The sequence below is a fragment of the Rhizorhabdus phycosphaerae genome, from assembly GCF_011044255.1.
Taxonomy (GTDB): Bacteria; Pseudomonadota; Alphaproteobacteria; order Sphingomonadales; family Sphingomonadaceae; genus Rhizorhabdus; species Rhizorhabdus phycosphaerae.
In genome coordinates this window covers 3,578,406-3,596,491 of the sequence record NZ_CP049107.1, presented here as the reverse complement: position 1 = coordinate 3,596,491, position 18,086 = coordinate 3,578,406, and the positions used below count along the sequence as shown (strand labels likewise).

Genomic DNA, 18,086 nt, shown 5'->3' with positions numbered 1-18,086 from the left:
CGACGGCCGGACTCATTTGCAAAGAAGGGTTGAGCCCGCATAGCGGATCGGTCCACATCGGATGAAGATGCGCTGGCTTTCGACCCTTTCACTGCTTCTCCTCGTCGCTTGCGGCCAGAGTGACCGAGGCGCGCCACCAGCGGAGCGCATAGTTCGGCTGGCCGACGACGAAGTCAAAAGCCTCGATCCCCAGAAAAGCACCGACCTTGCGACATTGCGCGTGGCGACCGACCAGTTCGAGGGGCTGACCCGCATCGACGGCACAGGTCGCGTGGAGCCTGGCCTTGCGCGAAGCTGGTCGGTCTCGCCCGACGGCCTCGACTGGTCGTTCGAGCTTCGACCGGGGCTGCGCTTCTCCGATGGTACGCCGATCGACGCAGCGGTCCTGGCGGGGAGCTTCGCGCGCCTGCGCGACCCGGCCCTGGCGTCGCCCGGTGCCGCGCTGTTCGACGCGGTGGCAAGTGTCGAGGCGGATGGCGCCACGCGGGTTCGCGTCCGCCTGCGCAATCCGATGCCGTCCTTGCCTGAACTGCTGGCGCTTCCCGCCGTAGCGGCGCTGCCGCTGCACAGAATCGCCGCTCGGGGAGAGGATTGGACGGCCGACCGTCCGCTCGTCACGTCGGGCCCCTATCGCCTGGTCGAGTGGCGACTCAACGAACGCCTCAGGCTGGAGCGCAACCCCCGCTGGCATTCGGGACGCGCGCCAACCGCTGCGGTGGAATGGCGGCCGGTCACCGATCGGCTGACCGCCCTTCGCAGCTTCGCAGCGGGTGAAGCCGATACGACCAACGACTTTCCCCAGACCCGCCTCGCCTGGATCGAGGAACGGCGCCCCGGCACCGCGCGTATCGCACCTTATAATGGAAGCTATTATTTCGTCTTCAACACGATCCGCCCGCCGTTCAACGATGTGCGGGTCCGCCGGGCGCTGTCGCTGGCCGTGGACCGGCGCTGGATCGCCGAGCGATTGATCGGGTTGGGCACCCAGCCAGCCTGGGGCGTGGTGCCCCCGGCCGTTGCCGGTGCTGCCGGGGCGTTGCGTCCAGCCGATTCAAGCTGGAGCAAGGCGCGCCGGCTGGCCGAAGCGCGGCGTCTCCTCGGCATGGCCGGCTTTGGTCCCAACCGTGCTCTCGTCTTCGACATCAGGTTCAACAGCGATGTCGACCATCGCCGCGTCGCGGTCGCCCTGGCGGCGATGTGGCGCCCCCTCGGGGTGACAGCACATCTGCTGAACAGCGAGGCCTCGCTGCATTTCGCGGGGCTCCGGCGACGCGACTTCGCCTTTGCGCGATCGGGCTGGATCGGGGACGTCGGCGCCCCCGAAAACTATCTCGCCATTCATCGCTCGAACGCCGGAGCGGTCAATTATTCGGGCTATGCCAGCCCCGCCTTTGATCGAGCGCTCGACCGCGCGATGGCGACAGCCGAACCCACCGCACGCGCGGCGGCGATGCGTGAGGCGGAGGCAATTCTCGTTGCCGATGCGCCAGTGCTGCCACTTTATCATTATGTCAGCCGCGCGCTGGTTGCCCACCGCGTCGCGGGATGGCACGACAATGCGCCTAATGTTCACCCCTCGCGCCTGCTGACCCTGCGATGAAGCCGCTTCTTCCTGCCCTGCTCATCGGGACGGTCCTGCTTTCGGGCTGCGACAGCGCCAGCCAGGACGAGCGCCTCGACGTGAGCGTGATCGGCCCGGCCGCACGCCTGCGCGATCCGGCGGACGGAATCGACCGAATGCCCGACATCGTCCTCGCGAGCGCGGTAGCCCAGGGGCTGGTCGGGCTGGACGAAGCCGGACAGGTCGTGCCCGGTATAGCGATGCGCTGGGCGATTTCGGACGACGGCCTCTATTATACCTTCCGCATCGCCGACGAGATCATCGATGCGGAACGGGTGGCCGCCCAGCTGCGCGGCCGGTTTCGCAAGCTCGACCAGTCTGATCCATCCGCCATCGCCGATGCCGTGCGCGAAGTGGTCGCGGTGACGCCCGAGGTGATCGAGGTTCGACTATCGGCTCCGCGTCCCGACCTGCTCGCCCTGCTGGCGGGGCCCGACTTCGCACTGGTCAAGAAAGCGGGCGGTACCGGCCCGCTACAGATCGACGGAAAAGTCGGACGAAGCGTGCTGCTCAAGCCGGGGAAGGACGAGGTCCGGGCCGAACAGGATGGGACCGATGAGAGCGTTCCAGACCGACGCCGCATTCGCCTTCGCGGCGAACGGGCGGCTCTCGCCGTCGCGCGCTATGCCGACGGCGGCGCCACGCTTGTTACGGGGGGAGGCTTTGCCGACATCATGTTCCCGGCCATCGCCAAGATTGCCCCGCGCGACCTTCACATTGATCCAGCCAACGGACTGTTCGGATTTCGGGTCGGCCGCGCATCGCCGCCGATGATGGCGGCCGAGATCCGCCAGGCCTTGTCGATGTCGCTAGATCGCGACGCGATAGGCACCAGGCTGGGCGTGACCGGATGGCGGCCGTCGCTGGAGATATTGCCACCCGGCCTGACCGATTTAGCGCAGCCCAGCCGGCCTTTCTGGGCGCAAGCCTTCGCCGATGTCCGGGGTACCGACCAGCGCGCGCTTGCCGCCCGCGTGGCGACAGCCCGGCGTATCATCGGCAACTGGCAGGCACGAGCGGACGAGACCGGAGCGCTGCGTCTCTCGGTAGCGCTGCCCGAGGGCCCCGGGGCGCGGATGCTGTTCGCCGAACTGCGCCGGCAATGGCGGGCGATCAACGTCGACCTTGTCCGCGCCGGCCCCGGCGAGGGCGCCGATCTGCGCCTGATCGACGAGGTCGCGCCGGTCGACCAGGCCGACTGGTATCTTGCCCATTTCCGGTGCGCGCGCGGGCGGCCCTGCAGCGAAGAGGCGGATACCGCGCTGGACGAGGCGCGCCGCTCCACCGACCCTGCCCTTCGTGCGCGTTTCATCGCCGAGGCCGAGCAGCGGCTGACCGCACTGGGCCCGTTCATTCCGCTCGCCCAGCCCGTCCGCTGGTCGCTGGCTCCACCGGGCCTGCGCGGCTTTCAGGCCAATTCACGGGCCATTCACCCGCTGGCCCCATTATTGCGGAACCAGCGCGACAGATAAGCGCTGAAACGGCATGACAGCGGATGACAAGACCATGCGGACAGCCTCAACGACGTTCGACGAGCTTCAGAAGCGCGTTCCGGGCATCTGCGCCGACCCCGCGTCCGTCCGCCGACGCATCGAGGCGATGGAGGGCCTGCTCGAACGCATGTTCGTACTTCCTGGGCTCAACCGCCCCGTCGGGCTGGACGTGATGCTGGATTTCGTCCCGGTCGTAGGACCGGCGATCGGCGCCATAATGGGCAGCTGGCTCGCCTGGGAGGCACGTAACCTGGGCATGTCGAAGTGGCAGATGGCGCGCATGTTCGGCAATGTCGGCATCGATCTTCTGCTGGGAGCCATCCCCTTCGTCGGCGCGATTCCCGACTTCTTCTTCCGGTCGAACAGCCGCAACCTTAAGATCATCAAGCGGCATCTGGAGAAACATCATCCGGCGCATGTCACCATCGACGGTGTAGTGCGCCGCTAAGCCCAGAGGCCGAGTACTGCCAGATCTTGCCGGGCAAGGAAGGGAAGGCGACCCCTCAGGGCCGCCCTCGAGTCAGAAGCGGTTGATCGCGCCCTTCACTTCGCCCTTGGCTTTCTGAAGGTCGCCCTTGGCTTCCTGGGCATCGCCTTCCGCGCGAATGTCCGGCCGATCCAGAGCATCGCCGACGGCGCGCTTCGCCTTGCCGGCCAGCTCGTTGGCGTGACCCTTGATCTTGTCGCTCATCTCACCCATCGCAACTCTCCACCAGACCGCGAGGCATTTCGACGGTCACAGGAAGAACGCCCCAAGGGGCGATGGGCTCCCTCCCAATTGGAAATGGCGGCTTCAGGCTGCGGCGAGGATCAGCTTTTCGCCCTCGCCCGGGCGTCGGCGACGGCCTGTTTCAAAGCATCATAGCCCACCGCGCCCTTCAGCATCTGACCATTGACGACGAAGGTTGGGGTCGCGAGCGAGTCGTCGATCCGGCCGGCGAGCGCCAGATTAGCCCGGATCTCCGTCGCGACCTCCTCGCCGTCCACATCCTTCTGAACCTGCGGCAGGTTGAGCTTCATCGAGCGCAGCACCGCCGAGACCTTGTCTCCATCGGGCCGTCCGGCGGCGAACATCTTCTGATGGAACTCGCGGAACGCGCCCTGTCGCGCCGCCGCCAGGCTGGCTTTCGCGGCGATCTCGCTGCCGGGGCCAAGGATGGGAATTTCGCGCCAGACGACCTTCAGCTTCGGATCGTCGGCCAGCAGCCGGTCGATGTCGGGCAGGCTCGTCCGGCAATAGCCGCACGCATAATCGGTGAACATCACCAGGGTGACATCAGCCTTCGGATCGCCGGCCCAGGCAGAGGCGAAGGGCTTTTCCAGCGCTTCCTTGTTCGCGGCATAGGCGCCCTGGCTCTGCTTCTCGCGATACCGCTCGATCGCCTGGGGAATGATCTCGGGGTGCTCGAGAATATAATCGCGGACGATCGCCTCGACGTCGGCCTTCCGCGAGATGCGCGGCGATGCTCCGGATTGGGCGTACCAGAGCGATCCGATGCCCACCGCGACGACGGCAGCCGTGACGAACGACACGGCCAGACGGTTGTTGTTCTGCATGATCTTCCCGATGTTCACCGCTTGCGGTCACGAGCGGAGGCGCGCGCCGCGAGAGCGATGTCTTCGGCCCGGATATAGTCCGACGTACCACGCGGCAACCGCGACATCGCCGCCTCCGCACTCGCCACGGCCAGCCCCATATTGCCCGTCAGCGCATAGCGCTCTGCGGTGGCCAGCTGCGCCCGGGGCTCGTCGCCCAGCCGCGCATAGGCCATGCCGAGCGTGTACCAGGCGAAGGGATTGTCGCGGTCGCGCGAAACCGCGACCTTGAGGACGTCACGGGCCTCGTCGAGATTGGCGCGATCCTCGGTCGCCAGCAGCGCATGTCCCAGCAGCGATGCGATCAGCGGAGACGCTCGCGATCCCTGCACCGCCATGCGGAGCGGGGCGACGGCCTCCTTCGGGCGGCCGGATTCGAGCAATATCTGTCCCTGAAGCTCGCGAAAATAGGGATCATCGGGCGCCATGGCGACCAGCTTGTCGACCTCCTGCAGCGCCTTGTCGGGATAGGCGCCCCGATGCCAGGCATAGGCACGGGCATAATGCGCCGCCATGCTCTGGTCGGTTTCGGGATATTTTCGCAGTGCCGAGGTCGGATCGTCCATGAAGCCGATCAGCTTCGCCTTGATCCGCAGGAAGCGCGCCTCGATCGCTGGATCGGTGCGCTTCTCATAGGCCGGCGACCGGAGCACGTCCGCCTTCAACGTCGCTTCGCGATCGCCCGATAGCGGGTGCGTCTGCATGAACGGATCAACCGCAGCATAGGTCGATGCGTAGCGATATTCCTCCTGCTTGAGCTTCAGGAAGAAGCTCAGCATCCCCTTGCCGGAGATGTTCGCCTTTTCGAGAAAGCCCACGCCTGCGGCATCGGCACTCGCCTCCTGGACGCGGTTGAAAGCCAGATATTTGCCCATGGCGGCCTGCTGGCCCGCCATCATCACGCCCATTCCCGCCTCGCCCGCTCCGGCCGCCGCCGCAGCGGCGCCGATCAGCAGCGAAAGGATGGAAATGCCGGTGGCCCCTTTGGCGCCCTCTCCGTTGCGGATGATGTGGCCGCCGGTGATATGGCCGAGCTCGTGGGCGATGACACCCTGAATCTCGTTGGTGTTGTCGGCCCGCTCGATCAGTCCGCTGTGAATATAGACGGCCTGTCCGCCGGCGACGAAGGCATTGATTTCCTTGTCACCAATCAGGACGATGTCGACATTGTTGGGCTGAAGACCCGCCGCCGCGATAATGGGCGCTGCGATATCTTTCAGATAGGCTTCGGTTTCGGCGTCCCGGAGAATGGACTGCGCCGCGAGCGGCTGCGTGCCGAGAGCGAGGGTGAGGACGGTAACAAGGAGTCCCCGGACGAGACCGAACCACGAGGATCTGCTGCGCGTCATGCCCATCCTCTTCCAGATACGGGCCTTAACCCGGCGTGAAGCGCAACGGCGGGCCCCGCACGAGCGGGACCCGCCGCACGCCATCAGGCGCCGAAGGTCCGCTGCCACCAGCCGCGGCGCGGCGTGGATGCGGCGCCGTCGTCGGCATCGCTGTCCGCAGGAGCCTCGGCTTCGGCCGCAGCTGCAGGCGCCGTTTCTGCCTGCGGTTCGGCGGCCGGTGTTTCGGCCTGGAGCGCTTCTGCCGGGGCGGACGCCTGGACCGGCTCCTCGCCTGCCACATCCACCACGGCGTCTGCGGTCAGTTCGGCAGCGGCCGGGGTGACCTTCGCCTTGGCGCGGCTACGCCGCTTCGGCGCAGGCTTCTCCTCGGTCGCGGCAACGGCCTCGACCGGCTGCTCGGCTGCCGTTTCGGCTGCGGGCACGGCGACCTCTTCCGTCTTCTTGCGACGGCCACCGCGACGCGGCTTCGGAGCGGCCTCGGCCGTCTCTTGCACATCGGTCACAGCCGGTGCTTCGATGGCAGCGTCGACAGCCGGCTCTGCGACCGGAGCTTCCGCCGCAACGGTTGCGTCGGACTTCCGAGCGCGGGGGCGACGGCGAGCCTTGGGCTTGGCATCTTCCGCACCGACATCGGGTGCGGCCGCATCGGCCGATACAGGCTCCGCCGAAGCCGCTTCGGCCTGAACAGCGTCTTCGCCGACGGGCATGGCATCGGCCGTCTGGCCTTCGCCACCCTCGCCCGCCGTTGCGACGGCCTCGTTCGACGCATCCTCACCGCCCCTCCGGCGGCCAGACCGGCGACCACGGCGACGGCGACGGGGCTCTCCGCCATCTTCGTCGGCGGGCGCATCCGCAGCGCCGGATGCCTTGTCACCATCTTCGGACGCCTCGGATGCTTCACCCGCCTCGGCGGCTTCGCCTTCCTCGTCATCCTGCTGAGCTTCGGACTGACCGTCCTGCTCCCGGCCACGGCCTCCACGACGACGACGACGACGGCGACGGCGACGACCGCCTTCGCCGCGCTCGCCCTCTTCCTGGCTCTCCGCCTCGGCTTCGGTCTCGGCGTCCTCTTCCTCGAACTCCGCCTCATCCTCGTCGAGATCATCGTCCATCTCGATCGGCAGCGGCGCGGGCAGGCGCGGCGCGTGGCTCGGTGGCGGACCGCCGGCCTCGACACTCATCCGCGCGCCTTCCAACGTGCCGTCGGACAGGATCTCGATCATCACGCCATAGCGTTCCTCGATCTCCGCCAGTTCGGCGCGCTTCCGATTGAGGACATAGAAGGCCGCCTCCTGGCTGGCGCGCAGCAGCAGCCGCGATCCGCGACCGCGAGCGGCCTCGTCCTCGAGCATACGCAGCGCGGACAGGCCGGCCGAGGATGCGGTGCGGATCAGGCCGGTGCCTTCGCAATGCGGACACTGACGGGTCGACGCCTCGAGCACGCCCGTGCGCAGGCGCTGGCGGCTCATCTCGAACAGCCCGAAGCTCGAGATGCGGCCGACCTGGATGCGGGCGCGATCGTTCTTCAGCGCCTCCTTCATCGCCTTCTCGACCTTACGGATGTTCGATCCGTTCTCCATGTCGATGAAGTCGATGACGATCAGGCCAGCCATGTCGCGCAGGCGAAGCTGGCGGGCGATCTCATGTGCCGCCTCGAGATTGGTGGCGGTGGCGGTCTGCTCGATATTATGCTCGCGCGTCGAGCGGCCCGAGTTGATGTCGATCGACACCAGCGCCTCGGTCGGATTGATCACCAGATAGCCGCCCGACTTCAGCTGAACGACCGGCTGGTACATCGCAGCCAGTTGGTCCTCGACGCCAAAGCGCTGGAACAGCGGCACCGCGTCGGCGTAGAGCCCGACTTTCTTGGCGTGGCTCGGCATCAGCAGCTTCATGAAGGCCCGCGCCTGACGGTAGCCCTCCTCGCCCTCGACGATGACTTCGTCGATGTCGCGGTTGTAGATGTCGCGGATCGCCCGCTTGATCAGATCGCTGTCGCCATAGATCAGCGCCGGCGCCTGCGAGCCCAGCGTATTCTCCCGAATCTCGTCCCACAGCCGGGCGAGATAGTCGAAATCGCGCTTGATCTCGGTCTTCGTGCGCTGAAGACCGGCGGTGCGGACGATGCAGCCCATGGTCCGCGGCAGCGCGAGCTCGGTCATGATCGACTTGAGGCGCTTGCGGTCCGCCGCGTTCGAAATCTTGCGGCTGATGCCGCCGCCATGGCTGGTGTTCGGCATCAGAACGCAATAGCGGCCAGCCAGCGAGAGATAGGTGGTCAGGGCCGCGCCCTTGTTGCCGCGCTCTTCCTTGACGACCTGGACGAGCAGAACCTGCCGCCGGCGGATCACGTCCTGGATCTTGTAGCGACGGCGCAGGTTCATGCGGCGCTGGCGGAGATTCTCCACTGCGCCGTCATCCGATCCGCCGCCGACCGATTCACGGCGGGGACGCGGGGCGTCCTCGTCGTCACCCTCGCCGCCCTCGGCCCGGTCGTCCTCGTCATGATCGAGATCGGCGTCGGCATCGTCGTCACCGGAATCGCCGTCATCGCTCTCACGGGCGCGCAGCGCCTCTTCCTCGGCGGCATGCTCCGCTTCCTCGCGCAGGAGCGCCTCGCGATCCTCCTTGGGAATCTGGTAATAATCGGGGTGGATTTCGGAAAAGGCCAGGAAGCCGTGGCGGTTGCCGCCATAATCCACGAATGCCGCCTGAAGCGACGGTTCGACCCTGGTTACCTTGGCGAGATAGATATTTCCCTTGAGTTGCTTGCGCTCAGCCGACTCGAAGTCGAACTCCTCAATACGGTTTCCTTGCACGACCGCCACGCGGGTTTCCTCCCGGTGGCGAGCGTCGATAAGCATGCGGGTTGTCATCAAAAGCTCTCCGAACGCGGCGGCTCGTCCATGGACGCTGGCCGCTCGCGCGATGTGCAATGGACGGAACGGGGGCCGACGCGGCAAGCCGCATCGTCACCGAAAATTCCGTCGAAGGTGAAAACTGGGTATGTGCAGCCGTCGCGAAGTCATCTCCGACGCGATGCGCCGGATGGCAGGCTCCGTTCCGAACGCCGGCGCTGAGCCGGCGAACTTCGGAACGGGGCGAATAATGACTCATACGATCGTCAACCTGTTACGCCGCCGCCGAAAGGCAACGGAAAGGCCGGTTCGGCAAGGAGATCCCAACGATATGCGAGGATCGGCCGACGTCCGGACGAAAACTGCTAGCATCCGGCGGCGTTCTCGGCAAGGCATCAGCATGACTGGACAAGCATGGCATGGCTTTGGTTAAACTATTGCCGCTGTTGTGAAGCTGTCGGCCTGTTCGGGCCCAAACGTCGTGCGCGGGACCATTTTGCCAGGATTTGTCATCAGCCAGCGTCTCATCATCGCCCTGACCGCAATTCTGCTCCTGTTTTCGGGAGCGGCGCGAGCAGCATCGACGGTAACCGCGGTCGATATAGCGGATGCCAGCGTGACGCTCCGCTTCGACGCACCGGTGGCGACCGCCTCCGCTTTCGTGCTGACCGGTCCGCAGCGAATCGCGGTGGACCTCCCCGGCGCACGCATGGGACGCGTCTCCGCCTCGGGCGGACTGATCGCTGCGACCCGCCACGGGCAATATGACCCGAACACGGCCAGGGTCGTGTTCGAGCTGACCAAGGCGGCCGTGGTCGGCGATGCGACCTTCTCGGACGACCATCGCGCGCTGACGCTGACGCTCAAGCCGGTCAGCGAGAGCCTGTTCGGGCGGGCCGTCCGCAAGGGCCGCCAGTTGTTCGGGCTCGACGCGCGTGCCGTTGGCGCGCGCGATGCACAGAACGGCGGGATCACCGTGCCGCTGGATCCGCCCAAGCCGCTTCCGGTGCCTGCCGTTTCCGGCGCCCGCGGCACCAGGCGCCCGCTGGTGGTGATCGACGCCGGGCATGGCGGGCACGATCCCGGATCGCAGTCCGCCGACGGACGCCACAAGGAAAAGGACGTGGCACTCGCCATCGCCCGCGCCATAAGGGACGAGCTCGTGTCGTCCGGACGGGTTAGGGTCGCGCTGACCCGGAGCGACGACCGCTTTCTCGTGCTGGGCGAGCGGCGCGAGATCGCCCGCAGGTTGAAGGCCGATCTGTTCATCTCGGTGCACGCCGACAGCGCCGCCAACGCCGCAGCGCGCGGCGCGAGCATCTATACGCTGTCCGAAGTCGCCTCGGATCGCGTTGCCGCCCAACTCGCCGCGAAGGAGAATCGGGCGGACGTCCTCAATGGCGTGGATCTCGGCGGCGAGAACAACGAAGTCTCCTCTATTCTGCTCGATCTCGCCCAGCGCGAGACGATGAACATCTCCTCGCAGTTCGCGACGCTGCTGCAGCGCGAAATGTCGCCAACGATCCATTTCAAGGACGAAGCGCACCGCTTTGCCGGGCTCATCGTGCTGAAGGCGCCGGACGTGCCGTCCGTCCTGCTCGAGACCGGCTATATCTCGAACGATGGCGATCTCGCCCTGCTGCTTTCGCCCCAATATCGGCGCAACATTGCGATCGGCGTGCGCAAGGCGGTCGAAATCCATTTCGCGAAACGGCTCACCGGCGAATGAGCGCCCCGGCCACGCCCTCAGTGCTCGTCGGAAGCGGCTCCGCTCGCCCGGCACGCGCTTCCAAAGCCCCGCAAACCTGCTAGAGCGCGCCGGTGCCGAAGCTTCCCGCCCTTCACAATCCCTTTCCCGGCTGGCGCGACCAGATCCGCCATCTCCGGCAGTTCCGCAGCTGGCGCTGGTCCGGCTATGCCTTGTGGTCGGCGGCGCTCGCCTGGCTGCTGATCTGGTTCTTCTTCGCACGCGGACTGCCCTCAGCCGATGCCCTGCTCGCCTATCAGCCGCCCTTGCCGACCAATGTCCGCGGCTATGATGGCGAACCCATCGCGGATTTCGCGCGCGAGCGGCGTGTGCAGCTCTCTTATCAGGAATTCCCGCCGATCCTCGTCGACGCCTTCATTTCGGCCGAGGACAAGACCTTCTTCAGCCATCCCGGAATCGACTTCGGCGGCCTGGCCGGCGCGGTCTGGGACTATGCGTCGAAGTTCGGCAGCGGACGCCGGGCCAAGGGCGGCTCCACGATCACCCAGCAGGTCGCCAAGAATCTGATCGTCGGCGACGACTATTCGATCGCACGCAAGGTCCGCGAGGCGATCCTCGCCTTCCGGATCGAGGCGGCGTTGTCGAAGCAGCAGATTCTCGAACTGTACCTGAACCAGATTTTCCTGGGGCGGAACGCCTATGGCGTGCAATCCGCCAGCCGCGCCTATTTCCGCAAGGATGTGGGCGATCTGACCCTGCCCGAGGTCGCCTATCTCGCGATCCTCCCCAAGGCGCCGTCGAACTACACCGTCGAACGCCACGCCGAACGCGCGCTGGAACGGCGCAACTATGTCCTGCGACAGATGGAGACCAACGGCTTCATCACCGCGCAGCAACGGGCGGAGGCCTCGGCCGCGCCGCTCGGCATCATGCCGCGCTACGCACCGAAGGCCGGCGTGACGGGCTATTTCATGGAAGAGGTCCGCCGCGCGCTGATCGAGCGCTATGGCGAAGACGCCGAGGACGGACCGAACGGCATCTATGCCGGCGGTCTGTGGGTCCGGACCTCCTATGATGCGAAGGTGCAGGAGGCAGCGGAGAATGCCCTGCGCGACGGACTGGTCCGGTTCGAGGCTGCGCAGGGATGGCGCGGACGGATCGCCAGGATCGATGTGGACGGCGACTGGCAGCGCGCGCTGTCGAACGTCAATGTCGGTCCCGGCTACGCCAATTGGCGCCCGGCGGTGGTCCTCGCCAAGCAGGGATCGCAGGCCGATATCGGCCTGGACGACGGCACGAAAGGCATATTGCCAAGCTGGGGCGCCACGATGCCGCGCGCAGGCGTCGGCGGGCGGGCTTTCGACTTCCTGAAGGTCGGCGACGTGATCGTCGTCCGCCGCGAGGGCGATGCCTGGACCCTGCGCAGCATTCCCTCCATCTCGGGCGGAATGGTGATCCAGAACCCCCATACGGGCCAGGTCCTGGCGATGCAGGGCGGCTTCGACGCGCGGGGCTCCTCGTTCAATCGTGCCACCCAGGCGATGCGGCAGCCGGGATCGACCTTCAAGCCCTTCGTTTATGCGGCGGCGCTCGATAACGGCATGACGCCGGCATCGATCATCATCGACGGACCTTTCTGCGTCTATCAGTCGGCCCGGCTCGGGCAAAAGTGCTTCCGCAACTTTTCCGGCCAGAATGCCGGCGAACAGACCATGCGCTGGGGCGTGGAGCAGTCGCGCAACCTGATGACCGTGCGCACCGCGAGCCAGATCGGCATGGACAAGGTGGTCAAGACCGCCAAGGCGATGGGTGTCGGCGACTATCCTCCCTATCTCGCTTATGCGCTCGGCGCGGGCGAGACGACCGTGCTCAAGATGGTCAACGCCTATTCGATGTTCGCCAATCAGGGACGCGCGCTCAGCCCGACGCTGATCGACTATGTCCAGGATCGTAACGGCAAGATCATCTGGCGCGCCGACAAGCGCGCCTGCGAAGGCTGCAACCTGCCCCGCTATGACGGCCGCCCGATGCCCCGCCCGGCCCTGCGCGCGAAGCAGGTGATCGACCCGATGACCGCCTATCAGATGCTGCACATCATGGAAGGCGTGGTCGAGCGCGGAACGGCGACGGTGCTGCGCGATCTGGGCCGGCCGATGTTCGGCAAGACCGGTACCTCGTCCGGTCCGACCAATGTCTGGTTCGTCGGCGGCTCGGCGGACATGGTCGGCGGTCTGTATCTCGGCTACGACACGCCGCGCTCGATGGGCGGCTATGCGCAGGGCGGCACGATCGCCGCACCGATCTTCCGCAGTTTCGCCGCCAAGGCCATGGCGGGGATGCCCGTGGTGCCCTTCCAGGCCCCTCCGGGAATCCGCATGATCCGCATCGACCGCAAGTCGGGCCGGCGGATCTTCGGCGCCTGGCCCGACGGCAGCTATTACAGCTCGGTCATCTGGGAGGCGTTCAAGCCCGAAAGCGAACCGCGGCGGACGATCCGTCGCGACGAGATCGCGAGCCGCGCCGCCCAGCAGCCGGCACGGGCGACGACAGACAGCGAGTTCTTGCAAAGTCAGGACGGCATCTACTAGGGCCGTTTGTCCGGCGGATCGCCGCCATCGGGGAATCGACTCCCGCTCGGGTCCGCGCCGGCAACGGCGCCGATCGGGTTCGCACAAGATTTGGAGTGTCCTATGCGCGCCGAAGCGCAAGCCAGTGTCGATCAGATCAACCAGGCGATGGCGCTCGTCCGCCGCTTCCTGGACTGGGACCGCGCGCTGCGCCGGCTGGATGAGCTGAACGCGCGCGTCGAGGACCCGAAGCTTTGGGACGATGCCAAGGCCGCGCAGGAGGTCATGCGCGAGCGGCGGCGCCTCGACGAAGCCATTTCGGCGGTGAAGGCGATCGAGCAAGAGCGCGACGACACCGTCGAGCTGATGGAAATGGCCGAGGCCGAAGGCGACCAGTCGCTGGTGGACGACGGCATCGCTGCGCTGGCTGCGCTGGCGGAACGCGCCGAGAAGGACAAGATCGGCGCCCTCCTGGCCGGCGAAGCCGACGGCAACAATACCTATATCGAGGTCAATTCGGGCGCGGGCGGCACCGAGAGCCAGGATTGGGCGGGCATGCTCCAGCGCATGTATTCGCGCTGGGCGGAACGCCATGGCTACAAGGTCGAACTGGTCGACTTCCACTCGGGCGAGCAGGCCGGCATCAAGTCGGCGACGCTTCTGGTCCGCGGCGAGAACGCCTATGGCTATGCCAAGACCGAAAGCGGCGTGCACCGGCTGGTGCGGATCAGCCCCTATGACTCGGCCGCGCGCCGCCACACCAGCTTCGCCAGCGTATGGGTCTATCCCGAAGTCGACGACGACATCGACATCGAGGTTCTGGAAAAGGACCTGAAGATCGACACTTACCGCTCGTCGGGTGCGGGCGGTCAGCACGTCAACACGACCGACTCGGCGGTGCGCATCACCCACGTCCCGACCGGCATCATCGTCGCCTGCCAGAACCAGCGTTCGCAGCATAAGAACAAGGCCGAGGCGATGAAGCAGCTCAAGGCGCGCCTCTACGAGCAGGAGTTGCAGAAGCGCGAAGCCGAGGCGATGGCCGGCTATGCCGCCAAGACCGAGATCGGCTGGGGTCACCAGATCCGCTCCTATGTTCTGCAACCCTATCAGATGGTGAAGGACCTGCGGACGGGCGTGACCTCGACCGCGCCATCCGACGTGCTCGACGGCGATCTCGACCGGTTCATGGCGGCGGCGCTGTCGCAGCGAGTCACGGGCGAGAGCGTCGAGGTCGAGGACGTCGACTGACGCCCGGCGGCGGCGCCGCCAAGCTGTACCGCCGATGAAGCACTCGTTCAGCGAGGCTCAGGCCAGGGTCCGCTAACCTTCTCCCGTCCGGTCATGCCGGGTGAGAGGAGAGTGACCATGAAGATCAGGATGATATTTGCCGCGATCGGCCTCGCCGTGACGGCGATTGGCGCCAGTGCGCCCGCGCAGGCGCATGACCGCTGGGACGACCGGCGCTGGAGCCATGATCGGCGCTGGGACGGCGATCGCCGCTGGGACCATGATCGCCGCTGGGATCGCGACCGCCGGTGGAAGCAGGATCGGCGCTGGATCAACGAGCGGCGCTGGTATCGCGACCGCCACTATCGCGCCCGCTGCTGGAACGAGTGGCATCGTGGCAGGAGCGTCCGGGTCTGCCGCTGATCGGTTCGGCCCCCCTGCCTGCGGGAAGGGGGGCACACCGCGCCTTCAATAGGCGCGGTCGCCCATGATATTTCCGCCTTCCATATAGCGGCAGACCATCACTTCGTCGCCGCCGGCGGCATCCGCGACGGCACAGCCGACCAGCGTGGTCGAGCGCCAGACGACCTGCGTATAATGGCCGACGTCGCCGATATCCCCGGTGATGCTGACGTCCGGAATGGGGTTGTTCCGGAAGGCCCGCTTCTCGTCTATCCACAGCTCGACCATATCTTCGGGCGTGTAGGCGCCTTTCGTGCCCCGCCACAGATTCTCACCTTCCACATCCAGCGTCTCGTCATGTTCGAGATCGGACAGCCTCGAAATCCGCGCCGCCCATCGCGACGCATTCGCGGCGAGGGCATCACTCCAGGCCAGCGGTCCGACGCCGAGGCCGGCCCGTTCCTTGTTGTGCATCGCCAGCACGCGCTCCTTGAAGCTCGCGAGGCGACTGGACGGGGTTGCAGCGGACGCGGCCGATCCGGCTACGGCGGCCGCCGTCATGGCCAGAAGAATGAACAGGTGCTTGTGCATGCCATAGCTCCTTCGTGGATGACGAGGGTCTGTGCGGCTCAGGCCGCGAGGCGCATCTTTCCTAGTTCGAAGCGTTCGATCAGATATTGCGAGCTCCACGCATTGTTGGCGAAGGTCGGGAAGACGAACCGCTTGGTTCCGGTCGGGTCGAGTTGTCGGACGAGCCCGTCGCCAAGCGCCGCTCCGGCCGCCATCTGATGGGGATTGAAGGTGTTGCGGACGGTCTTCATCGTCTTCGTGACCCACGCACGCTCGGTCTCGTTGAGATCGGTGGCCAGCCCGACACCATAGGGCGTCCCGTCGGCGATAAGCTTGGCGACCGCCGCGAAATCGTCCCGCGTCATCTCGAGCCAGACCGGTTTAGCGGCCATCTGCTTGGGCCGGAGAATCATTGCGGTCGCCCAGACGATCCCGCCGCTGAGGTAGACCTCTTGCCGGCGCTGCAGCGCCGGCGTGGCCTCGATCTGGGGGCGCATCTGGGGTCCGATCGTGTCGGCGTAGAATTCTGCTGCGCGGGCTCCGAAATCGAAGGTCCGAACATCCGGCCAGCGGAGCTTTACCGCACCGGCCGTGGTTTTCGTGCCGAATGGCGCACTTAAGTCGCGGAACGGCGCGCGCCTGCCGCTGCCATCGTAGATGCCACCCTTCAGATTGCCGCTGCCGATGTCGAACAAAGCCACCTCTGCCCGCTTGCGCTGGCGGACCACCCAGTCGAACGTAAGGCGTGCCTCGTCGCGCGCCGTGATCACATCCAGATGCTGGCCGGTCCGCGCCCGCAGCCTTGCGTCGATGATCCGGATCAGGGGAGCCGAGAAGCTGGCGACGCCGCTCGAGGCGATCACGCACACATCGGCCGGGGCGATGCCCTGTTCGTCCGAAAGGCGCTTGATCAGGCCGGCGACCAGTTCCACCGTCTCCTCGGCAGCGCTGTCTTCGGCGCCCGGACGCAGCGGACTGGCGAGGACCGAAAAGGCATCGCCGACGCGGCGCGGCGCGAGGCGCTCGAAGCCTGAGGCGCCACTGCTGCCCGCCAGCATCTCGCGTGACAGATGGTAGACCGACACGGTGATGCCGCTCGCCGAAATCTCGATCATGCCGTAGGTCTTGGCCGAAGGTGCAGCGGCAAGGACCACGCCCGCCCGCCCGGCCAGCGACCCGGCCACCGACACTGCCGCCGTCCCCAACAGAACGTCACGCCTGTTCATGCTCATGGACGAAAATCCTCCCCCATCGGCGCGTCGATGCCGACCGTAGCCGGCCAGCATAATAGGCCGACTCACGACCATCGTTCCACAGGCGAAATAGCCATTATGGAAGATTTCGGATCGGCCTTGCCGTTACGTCACGTTGCGCCGCAACATTGCTCTGTACAGCTGGCCCTAGGGGAAGCTAGTTTATCACCGGAAACACGTGTTTCCTGTTGCATTCGCAATCATATACCAATTGTGTTGCCAGCTTGACACAGCTAGCAGGAACACCGTGCCGGCGGCTCTTCGCGAAGGTTTCATCATGACGATTTCTTGGGCGGCCAGAAGCGGCTGGCTCCTCCTGACCGGGACGCTGCTCGTCGCCGGATGCGCGAAGGAAAAGCCTACGCCCCCGCCACCCGAGGCGGGCTATGTCGCCGTGAAGACCGAGTCGGTGCCGCTGTTCATCGAATTGCCGGGTCGCACCGCCGCCTTCGAGATGTCCGAAGTGCGCCCCCAGGTGACCGGCGTCGTCAAGGCACGGCTGTTCACCGAGGGCGCGATCGTTCGCGCTGGCCAGACCCTGTATCAGATCGATCCGAGCCTCTATCGCGCCGCGGTCAACCAGGCGTCCGCAAATCTCGAGAGCGCCCGCGCCCTGCGCGAGGCGGCCGAAGCGAAGGCGAAAAGGTTCGAACCGCTCGCCAGGATCGAAGCGGTCAGCAAGCAGGACTATGCCGATGCCCTTGCTGCGGCGCGTCAGGCAGCAGCGTCCGTGGCCCAGAATTCAGCACAGCTAGAAACGGCGCGGGTCAACCTGCGCTTCACCGATGTGCCGGCCCCGATCAGCGGCCGGATCGGCCGTTCGCTCGCGACGACGGGCGCGCTGGTGACCGCCGGCCAGGCCGATCCCATGACCACGATCCAGCGCCTCGACCCGATCTTCGTCGACATGCAGCAGTCCAGCGCCGATCTGCTCGCCCTCCGCCGTCAGCTGGCGAGCGGCGGTGCGTCGCGATCCTCGGCAAGCGTCAGCCTGACCCTGGAGGATGGCAGCGAATATGCCCGCAAGGGCCGCGTGGAGTTTGCGGAGGCGATGGTCGACCCGCAGACCGGCACAGTTACGCTGCGCGCCCGCTTTCCCAATCCGGACGGGCTCCTCCTGCCCGGCATGTTCGTCCGCGCGCGTTTCTCCCAGCTGACCGCGACCAAGGCGATACTCGTGCCCCAGGCGGGGGTCGCCCGCAGTCCCAAGGGCGAAGCCACGGTCATCCTGGTCGGCGCCGACGGCAAGGCCGTCCTGCGGACCATTTCGGCCGATCGCACGGTCGGCGACAAATGGCTGGTGACCTCCGGGATCAAGCCGGGCGACAAGGTGGTGATCGAGGGGCTGGGCAAGATCCGGCCGGGCCAGCCGATCAGGCCTGTTCCCGCCGGATCCCCGCCGTTGCGCCCGACGCCGCCGGCGCCGGCCCGCTGAGCCG

Annotated in this window: 14 protein-coding genes; 8 read left to right on the top strand and 6 right to left on the bottom strand. The window is 66.4% G+C overall.

What is annotated here, in order from left to right; genetic code table 11:
* Positions 1-67 precede the first annotated feature (67 nt).
* The 3 genes from G6P88_RS16730 to G6P88_RS16720 are packed head-to-tail and all read left to right on the top strand — an operon-like array spanning position 68 to position 3,562.
* A complete protein-coding gene (locus G6P88_RS16730) occupies positions 68-1,600 on the top strand; it encodes a peptide ABC transporter substrate-binding protein (protein WP_226946616.1) in 1,533 nt (510 codons plus the stop codon).
* Positions 1,597-3,093, top strand: a complete 1,497-nt coding sequence (locus G6P88_RS16725; RefSeq protein ID WP_165324192.1) for an ABC transporter substrate-binding protein — start codon at positions 1,597-1,599, stop codon at positions 3,091-3,093. The genes G6P88_RS16730 and G6P88_RS16725 overlap by 4 nt, the downstream gene beginning before the upstream one ends.
* A 34-nt stretch (positions 3,094-3,127) precedes the next feature.
* Complete coding sequence (locus G6P88_RS16720; protein ID WP_165324191.1) at positions 3,128-3,562, top strand: DUF4112 domain-containing protein; 435 nt, start codon at positions 3,128-3,130, stop codon at positions 3,560-3,562.
* A 72-nt stretch (positions 3,563-3,634) separates the two neighbouring features.
* Here the strand turns inward: G6P88_RS16720 and G6P88_RS16715 are convergent, their stop codons facing one another.
* The 4 genes from G6P88_RS16715 to G6P88_RS16700 all read right to left on the bottom strand — a co-directional run bounded on the left by G6P88_RS16715 (position 3,635) and on the right by G6P88_RS16700 (position 8,935).
* On the bottom strand, positions 3,635-3,814 hold the full coding sequence (locus G6P88_RS16715; protein WP_165324190.1) for a CsbD family protein: 180 nt from the start codon (positions 3,812-3,814) through the stop codon (positions 3,635-3,637).
* A 110-nt stretch (positions 3,815-3,924) separates the two neighbouring features.
* Complete coding sequence (locus G6P88_RS16710) at positions 3,925-4,671, bottom strand: DsbA family protein (RefSeq protein ID WP_165325256.1); 747 nt, start codon at positions 4,669-4,671, stop codon at positions 3,925-3,927.
* 14 nt (positions 4,672-4,685) lie between these two features.
* Positions 4,686-6,059 carry a M48 family metalloprotease gene (locus G6P88_RS16705; protein WP_165324189.1) on the bottom strand — a complete coding sequence of 458 codons (1,374 nt, stop codon included), beginning with the start codon at positions 6,057-6,059 and terminating at the stop codon, positions 4,686-4,688.
* Positions 6,060-6,142: 83 nt separating this feature from the next.
* Complete coding sequence (locus G6P88_RS16700) at positions 6,143-8,935, bottom strand: ribonuclease E/G (protein WP_165324188.1); 2,793 nt, start codon at positions 8,933-8,935, stop codon at positions 6,143-6,145.
* Positions 8,936-9,413: 478 nt separating this feature from the next.
* Here G6P88_RS16700 and G6P88_RS16695 point away from each other — a divergent pair, with 478 nt between their 5' ends.
* The 4 genes from G6P88_RS16695 to G6P88_RS16680 all read left to right on the top strand — a co-directional run bounded on the left by G6P88_RS16695 (position 9,414) and on the right by G6P88_RS16680 (position 14,845).
* Positions 9,414-10,646, top strand: a complete 1,233-nt coding sequence (locus G6P88_RS16695; RefSeq protein WP_165324187.1) for an N-acetylmuramoyl-L-alanine amidase — start codon at positions 9,414-9,416, stop codon at positions 10,644-10,646.
* A 92-nt stretch (positions 10,647-10,738) separates the two neighbouring features.
* A complete protein-coding gene (locus tag G6P88_RS16690; protein ID WP_165324186.1) occupies positions 10,739-13,213 on the top strand; it encodes a penicillin-binding protein 1A in 2,475 nt (824 codons plus the stop codon).
* Positions 13,214-13,315: 102 nt separating this feature from the next.
* The gene (gene prfB / locus G6P88_RS16685; RefSeq protein WP_165324185.1) at positions 13,316-14,443 is read left to right on the top strand and encodes a peptide chain release factor 2; all 1,128 of its coding nucleotides are present in this window, start codon (positions 13,316-13,318) and stop codon (positions 14,441-14,443) included.
* 117 nt (positions 14,444-14,560) lie between these two features.
* The gene (locus G6P88_RS16680; protein WP_345719171.1) at positions 14,561-14,845 is read left to right on the top strand and encodes a hypothetical protein; all 285 of its coding nucleotides are present in this window, start codon (positions 14,561-14,563) and stop codon (positions 14,843-14,845) included.
* Between the two features lie 45 nt (positions 14,846-14,890).
* On the opposite strand, the gene G6P88_RS16675 is transcribed toward G6P88_RS16680, so the two are convergent.
* Together G6P88_RS16675 and G6P88_RS16670 are read right to left on the bottom strand one after the other, a co-directional pair.
* The gene (locus tag G6P88_RS16675; protein WP_206335802.1) at positions 14,891-15,415 is read right to left on the bottom strand and encodes a CAP domain-containing protein; all 525 of its coding nucleotides are present in this window, start codon (positions 15,413-15,415) and stop codon (positions 14,891-14,893) included.
* A 38-nt stretch (positions 15,416-15,453) separates the two neighbouring features.
* Positions 15,454-16,626 (bottom strand): hypothetical protein, encoded by a 1,173-nt coding sequence (locus tag G6P88_RS16670; protein WP_165324184.1) that lies wholly within the window; start codon positions 16,624-16,626, stop codon positions 15,454-15,456.
* 298 nt (positions 16,627-16,924) lie between these two features.
* On the opposite strand from G6P88_RS16670, the gene G6P88_RS16665 reads away from it, so the two are divergent.
* Positions 16,925-18,082 (top strand): efflux RND transporter periplasmic adaptor subunit, encoded by a 1,158-nt coding sequence (locus G6P88_RS16665; protein WP_206335801.1) that lies wholly within the window; start codon positions 16,925-16,927, stop codon positions 18,080-18,082.
* Positions 18,083-18,086: the final 4 nt, after the last annotated feature.